Source organism: Yoonia ponticola, assembly GCF_014199395.1.
Classification (GTDB): domain Bacteria; phylum Pseudomonadota; class Alphaproteobacteria; order Rhodobacterales; family Rhodobacteraceae; genus Yoonia; species Yoonia ponticola.
This window is the reverse complement of sequence record NZ_JACIJM010000006.1, coordinates 190,386-204,044: the sequence shown is the minus strand read 5'-3', so window position 1 is coordinate 204,044 and position 13,659 is coordinate 190,386. Positions and strand designations below refer to the sequence as shown.

Annotated in this window: 14 protein-coding genes; 8 read left to right on the top strand and 6 right to left on the bottom strand. The window is 53.9% G+C overall.

Features of this window, described 5'->3' with window-relative positions:
* Positions 1–17: 17 nt before the first annotated feature.
* A complete protein-coding gene (locus FHS72_RS12310; protein ID WP_183529534.1) occupies positions 18–893 on the top strand; it encodes a hypothetical protein in 876 nt (291 codons plus the stop codon).
* Between the two features lie 54 nt (positions 894–947).
* Here the strand turns inward: FHS72_RS12310 and FHS72_RS12305 are convergent, their stop codons facing one another.
* On the bottom strand, positions 948–1,205 hold the full coding sequence (locus FHS72_RS12305) for a DUF2312 domain-containing protein (RefSeq protein WP_183529531.1): 258 nt from the start codon (positions 1,203–1,205) through the stop codon (positions 948–950).
* 116 nt (positions 1,206–1,321) lie between these two features.
* On the opposite strand from FHS72_RS12305, the gene FHS72_RS12300 reads away from it, so the two are divergent.
* Positions 1,322–1,537: a hypothetical protein gene (locus FHS72_RS12300; protein ID WP_183529529.1), complete on the top strand. Its 216-nt coding sequence runs from the start codon at positions 1,322–1,324 to the stop codon at positions 1,535–1,537.
* A gap of 52 nt (positions 1,538–1,589) precedes the next feature.
* A complete protein-coding gene (locus FHS72_RS12295) occupies positions 1,590–2,021 on the top strand; it encodes a protein tyrosine phosphatase family protein (RefSeq protein ID WP_183529527.1) in 432 nt (143 codons plus the stop codon).
* Between the two features lies 1 nt (position 2,022).
* On the opposite strand, the gene FHS72_RS12290 is transcribed toward FHS72_RS12295, so the two are convergent.
* The 5 genes from FHS72_RS12290 to FHS72_RS12270 all read right to left on the bottom strand — a co-directional run bounded on the left by FHS72_RS12290 (position 2,023) and on the right by FHS72_RS12270 (position 8,080).
* A complete protein-coding gene (locus FHS72_RS12290; RefSeq protein WP_183529525.1) occupies positions 2,023–3,117 on the bottom strand; it encodes a FliM/FliN family flagellar motor switch protein in 1,095 nt (364 codons plus the stop codon).
* An 80-nt stretch (positions 3,118–3,197) separates the two neighbouring features.
* A complete protein-coding gene (locus FHS72_RS12285) occupies positions 3,198–5,900 on the bottom strand; it encodes an ATP-binding protein (protein ID WP_183529523.1) in 2,703 nt (900 codons plus the stop codon).
* 11 nt (positions 5,901–5,911) lie between these two features.
* Positions 5,912–6,196 (bottom strand): hypothetical protein, encoded by a 285-nt coding sequence (locus FHS72_RS12280; protein ID WP_183529521.1) that lies wholly within the window; start codon positions 6,194–6,196, stop codon positions 5,912–5,914.
* Positions 6,197–6,571, bottom strand: coding sequence for a response regulator transcription factor (locus FHS72_RS12275; protein ID WP_183529519.1), 375 nt, complete (start codon positions 6,569–6,571; stop codon positions 6,197–6,199).
* A gap of 213 nt (positions 6,572–6,784) precedes the next feature.
* The gene (locus tag FHS72_RS12270; protein ID WP_221235411.1) at positions 6,785–8,080 is read right to left on the bottom strand and encodes a helix-turn-helix transcriptional regulator; all 1,296 of its coding nucleotides are present in this window, start codon (positions 8,078–8,080) and stop codon (positions 6,785–6,787) included.
* Between the two features lie 232 nt (positions 8,081–8,312).
* On the opposite strand from FHS72_RS12270, the gene FHS72_RS12265 reads away from it, so the two are divergent.
* From FHS72_RS12265 to FHS72_RS12245, 5 genes are all read left to right on the top strand, one after another.
* The gene (locus tag FHS72_RS12265) at positions 8,313–9,662 is read left to right on the top strand and encodes a substrate-binding protein (protein WP_183529515.1); all 1,350 of its coding nucleotides are present in this window, start codon (positions 8,313–8,315) and stop codon (positions 9,660–9,662) included.
* Between the two features lie 121 nt (positions 9,663–9,783).
* Entirely contained in the window at positions 9,784–10,815 is a 1,032-nt protein-coding gene (locus tag FHS72_RS12260; protein ID WP_183529513.1) for a branched-chain amino acid ABC transporter permease, read from the top strand.
* Between the two features lie 2 nt (positions 10,816–10,817).
* Positions 10,818–12,023, top strand: coding sequence for a branched-chain amino acid ABC transporter permease (locus FHS72_RS12255; protein ID WP_183529512.1), 1,206 nt, complete (start codon positions 10,818–10,820; stop codon positions 12,021–12,023).
* Entirely contained in the window at positions 12,023–12,781 is a 759-nt protein-coding gene (locus tag FHS72_RS12250; protein WP_183529510.1) for an ABC transporter ATP-binding protein, read from the top strand. The genes FHS72_RS12255 and FHS72_RS12250 overlap by 1 nt, the downstream gene beginning before the upstream one ends.
* Positions 12,782–12,823: 42 nt before the next feature.
* A complete protein-coding gene (locus FHS72_RS12245) occupies positions 12,824–13,573 on the top strand; it encodes an ABC transporter ATP-binding protein (RefSeq protein WP_183529508.1) in 750 nt (249 codons plus the stop codon).
* Positions 13,574–13,659: the final 86 nt, after the last annotated feature.

The following is a 13,659-nucleotide window of genomic DNA, read 5'->3' as shown; positions in this document are numbered from 1 at the left end:
GAGTAGGTTAGGATCGTATGGAAATCGTTTATCACATCGGCGCAAATTGCACGGACGAAGACCGACTGCTCAAATCATTGCTACGCAATGCGGGCGTTTTGTCCGAAGACGGGGTCAAAGTACCAGGCCCAAGCAACTACAGACGCCTTATTCGCGAAACAATTCAAGGACTTGATGGCGCAACACCTGCTGATGATACGCGATCTATTTTGCTGGATGCGATTTTGGACGACGAGCCGACGGAGCGGCTTGTTTTGTCGAACTCCAACTTCATCTGCATTCCGAACCGAATTTTCGACAAAGGCGTGTTCTATGCGCTGGTCGAGCCGAAACTGCGCGGGCTTTTACAACTTTTCCCAGGTGACGATGTTGAACTGTGCCTCTCGCTGCGCAATCCGGCGACGTTCATCCCCGAAACCTTTGCCAAGTCGAAATTCGACGATCTCGGCAGCTTTATGCGGGGCATGTACCCTGCCGAAGTGCGCTGGTCTGACGTTATCAAACGCATTCAGCACGTGGCGCCGAACTGCAAACTGACGGTTTGGTGTAACGAAGATACGCCGCTGATTTGGGGGCGCTTGATGCGCGAAATCGCGGGTGTGCCTGATACCGTGCCGCTGGTCGGGACCTATGATTTGCTGACGACGATCATGGAAAAAGAAGGCATGCAGCGGATGAAAGGCTACCTCAAAAATAATCCGCCACCCACGCCGCAGCATGAACTTAAAATCATCATGGCGTTCTTGAACAAATACGCCATGGATGATGCGCTGGACGAAGATATCGATCTGCCGGACTTCACCCAAGAATTGGTTGAGCAGTTGACCGATAACTACGATGCTGACGTTGATCTGATCCGCGCCATGCCCGGCGTGAATTTCATCATGCCTTAACAATTTGATTTACGGTCATATTCTCTGACGAACGTCGGGATATGACCGCTAAAATCACATGCCCAAAGCGGCCATATACATTTCCATCACGGCCTCTTCTTCGGCCAAATCATTTGCGTCACGCTTGCGGATCGCGATCAATTTGCGGATCACTTTGGTGTCGTAGCCGCGCCCTTTGGCTTCGGCCATGATCTCTTTTTGACCATCGGCGATGTCTTTTTTCTCAGCCTCAAGGCGCTCGTACCGTTCAATGAACTGGCGCAACTCTTGGCCGGCAACTGTGCTCGCGGTGTCGGAAATAACGTCGCTCATGGTGGTCTCCTTTGGGCGTCTTTTTCCCTTCAGTAGCGAGCCTCGCGCATGGCTGCAACCCTTGCATACACGCCTTTCCGACGTTAGGCCTGCGGCGATCAACAAAGGGGATTGTGATGGAATGGATGGTATGGACCGGAGCTGCAATCTCCATGATTGGGCTTGTTGGCATCGTATATAGTATCGTGGCGGTATCTTCCGCGCGCAAAGCCGGACTAGACGACGACGCCTTACGGCTCAAACTCACCGCGATCTTCCCGATTAACATCGGATCACTGCTGTTTTCGATCTTAGGCCTGATGATGGTCGTCTTTGGTGTCGTGTTAAGTTAATCATCGCCGCTTGCGACTAGACGTTTCACATTCAGGCTTCTAAAAGACACCCATGGAAATTCGTCAAATCACACCGACCTACGCCGTCAGCCCGCAAATCGCGCCTGATGATTGCCAAGCCATCGCCGATGCTGGATTTGTTGCGATTATTTGCAACCGACCCGACAGCGAAATCACCCCCGATTGCCATGCAGAGGCCGTGGCCGCCGCCGCCAAAGCCGCCGGTTTGGGCTTTACAAAACTTCCGTTAACCCATCAGACGATGAACGCCGAAAACGTCGCAGCACACCGCGCGGCTATTGATACCGCAGACGGGCCGGTTCTGGCCTATTGCGCATCCGGCACACGGTCGTCGATTGCATGGTCCCTTGGCCAAGCTGGTGATATGCCGAGCGATGACATCATCAAAGCGACGTCAAATGCCGGATATGATCTACGCGGCCTGCACCCGCAGCTTGAAATGCTGGCTCAACAAAGGTCTTGATCTAAGCATTTTCTGGCGCTTCTTGTCGTTCATCCTCCTGTTTGGTTGTATCCAACGTCATGTCGGCATGCGAGCCACCGGTTGGCAAGCTTGCCGAGACGATCTCATTTTGCGACCCGCCTGTTTCCATACGCGCACCTTCGATATCAAATCCTTGACCCTTCATAGATCTCTCGTCGACGTCCTCACTGTCTTGCGGATAAGCTATCTCGGACATCTGCAAATGCGGTGCTGCCTCAATGCGCACAGCACGCATACCACCAGATTGCCCCAATCGCGCGGTTGCAACTTTGCGTCCGTCGCCCGCCAGTAATTTCACCGATGACACCGTGCAGCCGGGTAGTGGCACAACCTGCCCCACCGCCAATGATTCCGCCTGATGCAGTTGCAGTTTAAAGCTGTGCAAAACTGCGTTTAACCGCGCAGGAGATCCATCAATAACGCGGCGAAACTGATCATCCCAATCGACCGTTTCCTCTGGTTCTACTGCCTTCGCGACGACCTCTTCGCGGCATGGCAAGGCCACCGTGAACTCCCCTGTGCGGTCGCCGTTACCCAAATTCAGTGCCAACCGGATCAACCGATACCTGCCATCGTCTAAAATTAGTCCTGCGGCGCGTGCCGATGCGATTTTGTCACCTACCGCGACGCCCGCCCCCCACGCATCTAGTGCCGTGCGTTCTGCCGTTTCTTGTAAATGTGCCAAAAACGCTGCGATTATCGGCTGTGCCATTCTTGCGTCCGTGCCGGTCGGGGTCCGATCTTCCGGTGCGTCGCCTAGTATCTGACCAACGGTCTGCACTTCAACCAAGGCCGCGCGCATGTCTAAATCAAGTGCTGCGAGGCCCGCAATCCGCCCATCGCACATCAACGCGATCAACATCAACGCGGGGTCAAACGCCTCGATCAAAGCATCTAAATCCAACACTTCCTCACGTAATGAACTCACGCTTAACGCGAAACCATGCGTTTTGTCCGCGGCCCGCGTTATCGCAAGCCGGATCGCCCGCGAGGACGTAATGGGTACATCTTCAGGCGCCGGCGGCGGCGGTGACGCCATTCGGCGCAGGACGTCATGTGCTACCTGTCTTGTCATAAACCCCGAACCAGACTCGTCGAATCGTATACAGCACCCAACGATGCCAATGCATTTCACCTAAAATACACCGGAATATATTACTGAATCGCTAACAGCGGCGCGTCTTTTACCACCGCGCTATTTTCAGGCAACGTTACCCGAAACGCCGCCCCGTTTTGCAGCGGATCGTAACTAATTTCGCCGCCCAAACGCCCCAAAATCTCGCGGCAAATCGCAAGACCTAGCCCCGCGCCACCAGCCTGCCCTTCATCTTCAAAACGTGCGAATTTTTCGAATATCATCGACTGATTTTCGACACTAATCCCGCTGCCGTTATCGACAAAATCGATCACATTTCGCCCGTTCAATTGACGTACATTGATCCGCAAAGTCGGGTCATCGAGCGTGCAATATTTTTGCGCGTTGGCGATGACATTTACAAAAACCTGCACCAAACGGTCCAAATCTGTGGTTAACGCAATGTCCTCGCGATCGCGATTTCGCAAAATTCGTAAACCGCCGTTTTGCCCCCCCGCCGCGTCAATCGCACGGTCCAGTAAATCGTCCAGCTGCCCAGTGTGCACATGCAGCGTCACTTGGCCGTTTTCGAGCACCGACAGGTCCAATAAGTCGTCGAGCAACCGCGTCAAACGCAGCGCTTCGTCATGAATAATTCCGGCGTATTTCACGTGCTCTTTGGGCGATAGATCTGCTTCTCGCAAGATTTCTGAAAAGGACCGAATGGAAGTCATTGGCGTGCGTAATTCATGAGAAATCTGGCTTAAAAACGCGTCCTTCTGAATTGAAATCGCAGTCAATTTCGTGTTTGCTTCGCGCAAAGCACGCGCCGTGCGATCTTGCTCTGCTGACTTGGCTTCCAACTCGTTTGAGTACTCTAAAATCTGCGCGGCTTCATCCGCCACGGCGATCAGATCTTCGACCGAAATTGCCGCCCCTTGGGTCAATTGCCCGACCATCGCATGCGCGGTTGCGGCCCCGACGGACCCCGCCAATTCGCGCTCTAACCGTAGGACGAAATCGGGCGTGACGTCTGGCAAATAGCCCTCTTTGCCTTGCTCAGCAGCCGCTTTTTGGAACAAGGCCTGCGCCTCGGTTCCCCCCAAAATGCGCTGCGCCATGATTAACAGATCGTCCGCTCGGGCTTCGCTGTTCGTCCAAGTTGTCGTGTCTGGCGACATCTCGAAAACATTCACAAATTGCACGCCTTGAAACCGTTCAAGCGGCAATGGAAAGCTGAAGACCGAGCCCACAAAAAACACGAGCGCGTTTAGCAATAACGACCATAATAAGCCATGCACCAACTGGTCCATGCCTTCTAAGCCGAACAGCGCGTTTGGACGTAACCACCATAAGCCGAATGGGCCGTTAGTCAGCACATCTTGGGATAGCAGTGCGTCCGCGCCAAAACTGGGTATATAGAGGGTCCAGATCCATACTGCGAACCCTGTGACAAGACCCAATCCCGCGCCAACTCGCGTCGCCCCACGCCAGAAAATAGCACCTAGTAAGGCAGGTAATACTTGGACCGCGCCGCTGAACGACACCAAGCCAATAGCGGCCAGCGCCGCCCCGCCTGCCGAGATGCGGAAATATAGATAACCAAGTGCTAAAATGCCCGCGATCGACAAGCGTCGGGCCAACACGTTGACGTAGCGAATGTCGCCCGAAACCAATGCACCCTGCGGTCGCACTTTCAACCAAAGCGGTACAATAATGTGGTTTGAAACCATCGTTGCCAACGCGATTGTCGACACGATCACCATCGACGTAGCAGACGAAAAACCGCCAAGAAATGCTAGCATCGCAAGTCCGTTTTCGCCCTGTGACATGGGCAGCGTCAGCACAAATAAATCGGGATTTGATCCTTCGGGCATCAGCTGCAAACCGACGACGGCGATTGGCAAAACGAACAGTGACATCAGCATCAAATAGACCGGGAATGCCCAGCTCGCCATGTGCAGATTCCGTTCGTCTGGATTTTCGACGACCAAGACCTGAAACATGCGCGGCAGGCAGATAAACGCTGCTGCAGACAGGAAAATAATAGCAACCCAACGCCCGCCTTGGGGTTCAAAATGGGCAATTTTCGACGCATCTATCTGCGCCAATACGGCGGACGGCCCGCCCGCAAGCCCCCAGATCACGAACACACCGACGGCGACCAGCGCCACGAGCTTGACCACGGCTTCGACCGCGATAGCGATCACAATCCCGCTGTGTCGTTCATTCGCATCCACGCTTCTCGTGCCGAATAATACGGTGAAAATAGCAAGGCCGACGGCGACCCAAAGAGCCGATGTATTCAGGTCAGCTTGTTCCCATGGCCCGCCACTTGTGGTTGCAAAAACCGAGAACGATTGCGTCACGGATTTCAACTGTAACGCGATATAGGGCGTCGCTGCAGTCACCGCCATGACGGTGACAATCATACCCAACCAGCCGGATTTACCGAAGCGGCTAGAGATCAAATCGGCGATTGAGGTGATCCGTTGCGCCCGTGCAATGCGGACCAAGCGACGCAAAATCCACCACCACCCGACCATAACCAGCGTCGGCCCAAGGTAAATTGTCACGTATTCCAATCCCGATCGCGCAGCGTAACCGACCGCGCCGTAGAACGTCCATGCCGTGCAATAGATCGATAGGGATAGCGTGTAGATGACGGGCCCGCTGAGCCATTCGGCCAAGGTCGTTTGCGCTTTTTTCTCGGCCCAGAATGCGACACCGAAAAGAAATGCCACATAGGTAAGTGATACAAAAATCAGTAGGTTAAACGACATTCACCGACCGCCTAGGCTGTGCTGGACGTGTCCACCAAACTGTCGTCAGCTTGGCGGATCAGGCGGCGATTGATCAGGGCGGATGAAGCGATTAAAATCATCCATACAGCAAAAATGTACAGCCCGACCGTCGAGCTTGCCGGTAAAATGCCCGCCATTGTCGGCATGATCCACGCCAGAAATCCGACGAATGGCAGTACGCGCATGACATCGCGCAAGCGCCGTTGCCGATAGGATGCGCGGGCCAGATAGACCGGCATTTTGCTCGTCGGACTGGCCTGTAGCGCGTTTCGCATCTAGCTGGTTTCTTCCATCAACTTGCGCACGTAATCTTTGACGTCTTGATTTGAAAATGGCTTTGTCATGAAGTGGTTAGCGCCTAAACGTAGGGCGAGATCGCGGTCTTTGGCTTGCCCTCGCGCGGTCAGCATCATCACGGGTAATCTGGCAAAATCGGGCTCGGCTCGAATGTCACGCAGGATGTCGAAACCGCTGCGACCGGGCAACATCACGTCTAGAATAATCAGGTCTGGCGGCGTCGCCCGCACTTTGTCCATCGCGGTGGTCCCATCTTCGTGGGTATGCACGGTCCACCCGTCGCGGGACAAAATAAAGCTGATCGCCTCAATGATATTCGGTTCGTCCTCGATCAATAGGACACGTCTGCCCATAAATTATTTCCCCCCAAATAATATTATAGCAATTTAATTTCGCTGAGTATTGCGACATTGCATGGCTCTGTCAAAGACGGAAATGTCGAATATCACGGCCTTTCGTTGCAAAATCTCGACAAAAACAACCCACGATTGTTTCGCACGCGAAACATCTTATGTGCAATGCGGGTTTTCGAAAGATTAACAAAACGAAGCGTTTAGCGGATTTAGTTAAGAAAACGTGTTGATGGCTGACGGTTCCCTGCGTGCCGGACATTGCGCACGCGGACAGACGCGGCACGACACTCCTGCCTTGATAGGCTCAACGGGTTCTGGAGCTGGGTCAGAGACAACCAGCATCGTGGTTTCTAACACTGGCGCATTGCTGAAATCTGCGGCCGTTTTGGGCACCGCGATGGCGTAGCACATAAAGCGCGCGCCAGCCTGTCCCGGCAAAACGACTTCGGCTTTGACGGGGCGCATGGGCTGCGACAGGGCGGTGAAGAGCGGCCAAAGCGGGCAACCAGCGGTATAGCGCGACGGCGTGAAACCGGGAATGGTTTTAAGATAGGTTAACGCCCCTGTCGGGTCCGCAATAGCCAAGCCCATGGGGGCTAGATCGACGTTCGGCGGTAAGCTGGCCAAGCGGCGCAATACGGCGGGTAAATCGGCATGAAATTGCGCCGCGAGGACCGCAGGATCGCCCTGAGCGCCAATCGCAGCGGGGCTGAATGTCGCCTTGGGCATCAGGCGCACATCGGCGGCGAAACGTGCCATGTGTGCCAAGAGTAGTGCGCGGCCTTCGCGTGACAAATGGGGGGCGTCATATTGGTTTAGCAAGGTTTCGGGGTTGGCGGTTGGGTGCACCTCTATCCAGTCTAACAATTTGGTTTCACGCGTCAAAAACGCTTCGACCTCTTCAAATCCAACGAGGTAGTCGCGCGATGTGGTATCCTGCGCGGGCGGATCGAGATAGGCGACAAGCGCTTCGCTTTCCACGGCAAGGCGACGGCTATCGTCGTGGATGTTAACGTGAAAACGCCGCTGCCAATCCGCGTCAATCGTGTCGTCGCTGGCCAGAATGCCCGCCGTGGCGCGGATCGATGTCACGGCGGTAATCACGTTGTGCAGCGCGCCTGCCAAGGCTGGATCGTGGGTCATGCGGTCGCGCAGCACGCGCACCTCTGCCTCTAGCGCATCAACGCGAGATTCCTGCGCCGCTATTAACCCTGCCCAGCCCGGAAATCGGGTGGCGAGGTCTTCGGCGCGGTTGGTGTCAATCGGGTGCGCGCTACGTGCCGCAGCCGCCCGCATACCGTCGACAATGGCAGGTTCCGCCCCTTGCGACAGGCTAGCCGGATCGACGTCCAAAGCGCGGGCCAAGGATTGCAGCAACTTCCCGCCGATTCTGCGTTTGTTGTGCTCGATCAGGTTCAAATAACTGGCGGAAATTCCTGCGGCGGCAGCCACATCAGCCTGCCTGATGCCCTGATCCAGACGCCTTTCGCGGATTCGAGAACCTGTCATTGCATGTGTCGCCACGCGAATTCTCCAGTTAAAATCAGACGTTTTCTGCACCCTGTCGATAATCAATTTACAAGATTTACAAAATATATGTCCATTACTTTACAAAAAAGTGACCGTTTTTCAATGCCCTGTTGGTAACTTCACAACAGCCCCGCAAGATGCGTGCAGCATGTAAAATGCGAGCTGCAAGGGTGAGGAGGCCCGAACAGCGAAATTAAAAGGGAGGATTTTAATGTCCAATTCTAACTTCTCGCGTCGTGGCGTGTTGAAGACAGGCGCTATTGCGAGTGCCGGTCTTGCCGTTCCGACGTATCTACGCGCGGATGGCCACACTGGTTTCACCAACGCCCCTGCTGACGGCGGTCCTGTCAAATTCGGGTTTAACGTGCCGCAAACGGGTCCATATGCCGAAGAAGGTCTTGACGAATTACGCGCCCAAGAACTGGCCGTTGAGCATCTGAACGGTATCGGTGACGGTGGTTTACTGAACACATTTTCTGAGAAAAACCTCGATGGGACCGGTATTTTAGGTCACAAAGTCGAGTTCGTCACAGGCGACACGCAAACTAAATCTGACGTGGCCCGTGCATCCGCACAATCCATGATCCAGAAAGACGGCTGCATCATGATTAACGGCGGCTCGTCGTCGGGCGTTGCTGTTGCGGTTCAAGGTCTGTGCCAAGACGCTGGCGTGATCTTTATGGCCGGCTTGACGCACTCGAACGACACAACTGGTAAAGACAAAAAAGCCAATGGTTTCCGTCACTTCTTTAACGGGTACATGTCTGGTGCGGCACTTGGTCCGGTTCTGGAAGCAGAATATGGCAACGAGCGGAATGCGTACCACCTGACCGCAGATTACACATGGGGTTGGACACAGCAGGAATCGATCCAAGCATCTACTGAAGCTTTGGGTTGGACCACAAACCAGAACGTTTTGACCCCTGTGGGCGCTGGTGATTTCTCGTCTTATATCGCCCCCGTTCTGAACTCTGGCGCGGATACGTTGATCCTGAACCACTACGGTGGGGACATGGTTAACTCTTTGACGCAGGCTGTTCAGTTTGGCCTGAAGGACAAACAGGTTAACGGCAAAGATTTCACGATCATCGTGCCGCTGTATTCTGAATTGATGGCCGCAGGTGCGGGTTCCAACATTCAGGGCGTGTTCGGGTCGATGAACTGGAATTGGCAGTTGCAAGATGAAGGCACCAAAGCCTTCGTGAAATCCTTTGGCGAAAAGTTCGGCTTCCCTCCATCAGGTGCGGCGCACACATGTTACGTGCAAACGCTGCTCTATGCGGATGCGGTCACGCGGGCTGGCACGTTTAACCCGTGCGGCGTTGCCGAAGCGTTGGAAGACTTTGATTTCGACGGCATGGGCAACGGTCCAACAACGTATCGCGGCGCGGACCACCAGTGCTTTAAGGACGTGTTGGTCATGAAGGGTACAGATAACCCGACCAACCAGTTCGATACGCTGGAAATCGTAGAAGTCACGCCACGTGCGCAGGTTGAATATGAGCCAGACCACCCGATGTTCGCGGGCGGCGATTTGGGCGAATGTAACCCAGGCGCATAAGCCAATCACGACATCCAAGACCGGCATCCGTGCCGGTCTTACCCACCTCGGGGGAACGGGGCGTAAACGGCCATCACATAAGATGCGCCGTATCAGTAACGACTGGTAAAAAGGCGGGTCGATGGACGATATTATCCTACAAATTCTCAACGGTTTAGACAAAGGCTCTGCTTACGCATTGATTGCCTTGGGTCTGACGTTAATCTTTGGGACGCTAGGTGTGGTGAATTTCGCCCACGGCGCCCTGTTTCTCATCGGAGCGTTCTGCTCTGTTTCTGTGTCACGTCTATTATCGATTAGTTTCGAAATGGTTGACGAGACCCAATTAGATTTCTTGGGCAATCCGCTAAAGGTCGAAACGCCTTATGTGCATGCCTGGTTCGGCCCCGAAATGGGCGCGTCTCTGATCGATTGGGCTGTCCCAATTGCGATCCTATTCGCGATTCCGGTCATGATCCTCGTGGGGTTTGTGATGGAACGCGGGCTGATTAAGCACTTCTACCACCGCCCACATGCGGACCAGATCCTTGTGACTTTCGGGCTGGCGATTGTGATCGGCGAGATCGTGAAAGCCAACTTTGGCGCGAACCCGATCCCGACCCCTGCCCCTGCCGCTTTTGCTGGTGCGATGGACTTTGGTGTGATGCTCGGGTTTGAACCGAACGCGATTATCTACCCCATCTGGCGTCTGGTTTACTTCTTGTTTTCAATGGTCATTATCGCCGCTGTGTTTGTGTTTTTGCAGTTCACCACGTTCGGCATGGTTGTCCGTGCGGGCATGGCCGACCGCGAAACTGTGGGCCTGTTAGGCATCGATATCGACAAGCGTTTCACCTTTATGTTCGGGCTTGCGGCGGCTGTGGCGGGACTGGCGGGTGTGATGTACACGCCGATCCTTAGCCCGAATTACAACATCGGTATGGACTTTTTGGTGCTGTCGTTTGTGGTCGTTGTTGTTGGCGGCATGGGGTCGCTGCCCGGTGCGGTGCTTGCCGGATTTATGTTGGGAATTTTGCAGTCGTTTGCGTCGATGAACGAAGTCAAATCCATCCTGCCCGGCATTGACCAAATCATCATCTATCTTGTTGCAATCATCATCTTGCTGACCCGGCCTCGCGGCTTAATGGGACGCAAGGGCGTGATGGAGGAATAATCATGCTTGGTATGAACGGAAAAGATACGACACTCTTTATTGTGGTCTGCTTGATGGTGCTGCTAGCGCCGATCCTGCTGAACCCCTTCCCCACTGGTAGCGCCTTTGCGCAGTTTAATGCAGGTTATCCCGCCTTGTTGCAGCGGTTTGTGATTTTCGGGATTTTGGTGATTGGTTTTAACATTTTGTTTGGATTGACCGGATATCTGTCATTTGGGCACGCCGCTTTCTTGGGTGTCGGATCATTTGCAGCCGTGTGGATGTTCAAATTACTGTCTTACAACATCGTCCCTGCGATTGTGTTGTCTGTCATCGTGGCCGGATTGTTTTCGGTCGTGATTGGCTATGTGTCGCTGCGCAGGTCTGGGATCTACTTTTCGATCCTGACGCTGGCCTTTGCGCAGATGATGTATTCGATCGCCTATTCGGACCTTGTGGGCAAAGTCATCGGCACCCCGATCACCAACGGTGAGACGGGTTTGCAGGTCTATAATGACGATCCGCAGATTCTGCTGGGGGATGGGCCAAAGACGCCGCATCTGTTCGGGCTGGAAATGAACAGTTCGTTTACGTGGGATGTTGGCGGGTGGAGCTTTGTTTTCCAGAACGGTTATTACCTCGCCGGTATCTTGATGATCGCGTCGTTTTATCTGGCGATCCGTATCTTTCGGTCACCGTTTGGCCTGATCCTGCGGTCGATCAAATCGAACCAGAACCGGTTGAATTACACAGGTATTTCGACGCGGCCCTATATGCTAACCGCCTTTGTCATATCTGGCATGTATGCCGGATTGGCTGGTGGTTTGCTGGCTGCGATGGACCCGCTGACGGGTGCGGAACGGATGTTCTGGACCGCCTCTGGTGAGATCGTGATCATGTCGATTTTGGGTGGTGTTGGCACGCTGATCGGCCCGATTTTGGGCGCTGGCGTGATCAAATACATGGAAAACATCGTCTCGACGATCAACGACAATGTTGTGCATGGCTGGGTTGCTTTCATGCCGGATGGGCTCGAAAACTTTTTCGTGGCAATCATCCATCCGTTTATCGGGAAAGGCTGGCACCTGACGTTGGGACTTGTGTTTATGGCTGTTGTGATCTTCCTGCCGGGTGGTTTGGTCGAGCTTGGCCAACGGATCGGCGCTAAATTCCGCCGCAAAAAAGCGCCCGAGAGCGCAGCGACATCAGCTGAAAAAGGAACGGTCTAATGGGTATCCTTGAAGTAAAAGGCGTCAACAAACGCTTTGGCGGGTTGCAGGCCTTGGGCGACGTGAACCTGAGCATTGCCGAGAACACGGTACACGCGATTATTGGGCCGAACGGGGCTGGTAAATCGACGCTGTTAAACGTGCTGGTCGGCAAATTGGTTCCCGATAGCGGATCGGTCATGTTTGACGGGCAATCTGTGTTGGGGCGGCAACCCTATGAGATCAATCAGATGGGGATAAGCCGCGTCTTTCAAACACCTGAAATATTTGCAGATTTAACGGTTTTTGAAAACGTAATGATCCCGTGTTTTGCCAAACGTGACGGGGCGTTTCGATTACATGCTATTGGTAGCACGCGGCACGAAACCGATATTCACGAGACCGCCGAGGCGATTTTGATGGATGTGAATATGCTGGAAAAACGGCATATGGTGGCGTCGTCGCTGTCGCGTGGTGATAAACGGCGGTTGGAAATGGCGATGTGTCTGGTGCAAGAACCGCGACTTTTGTTGCTGGACGAACCGACGGCTGGCATGGCCCGCGCGGACACCAACAACACGATTGATTTGCTCAAGGAAATCAAAGCCAAACGCGACATCACCATGGCGATTATCGAACACGATATGCACGTTGTGTTCAGCCTTGCCGAGCGGATCACCGTTCTGGCGCAGGGGACACCGCTGGTCGAAGAAACGCCTGAAAATATCAAAGGTCATCCCAAAGTGCGTGAAGCGTACTTAGGTGAAGCCCAAGTTTAAAACCTCGATTTTTCCAGAAAAATCGGGACGTGGAGACACTTTATGAACCAACCATTTAATAAAAACGCGAATAACGCGGCGACCCACCCTGCTTTTCTAAGCGTGTGGGAAATCGAGGCGTATTACGGCGAAAGCTACATCGTGCAGAACGTGAGTTTTAACATTCACGAGGGCGAGATTCTTGCGCTTTTGGGGCGGAACGGCGCTGGTAAAACGTCAACGCTGCGCGCGATTGCACGGCTGGATGATCCGGCGTTAAAGCACGGGGAAATCTGGCTCGACCGTCAACCTTTGCACCAGATGAAGGCGCATCAGGCGTCGGCGGCTGGCATTGCGCTTGTGCCCGAAGATCGGCGCATCATTGCGGGCCTGACGGTTGAGGAAAACCTGCAACTTGCACAGATCGCACCGCCGATTGGGTGGTCGCTCGAGCGGATTTACGAGCTGTTCCCACGCTTGGGGGAACGCAAGAAACAAGAGGGTGTGACGCTATCTGGTGGCGAACAGCAAATGCTCGCGATTGCACGCGCCCTTGCACGCGATATTAAGGTTCTTCTGTTGGACGAACCTTACGAAGGTCTGGCACCGGTTATCGTCCAAGAGATTGCCAAGACGTTAAATATAATTCGCGATCAAGGCATTACCACGGTGATTGTTGAGCAAAACGCGGTCGCTGCGTTAAAGCTGGCGGATCGGGCGGTGATTCTGGACACCGGAACGGTGGTCTACGACGGGTCCGCGCAAGAGGTTTTAGAGGACGAAGCGTTGCGGTCGCAGTACCTCGCGATCTAAAAATATTTGGACAATTGTCTATGTCTGGCCGTTGTTCACACTTTGCTAAGGAAATTGTCGGAAACTAGACCAATGTAGTTTTAACA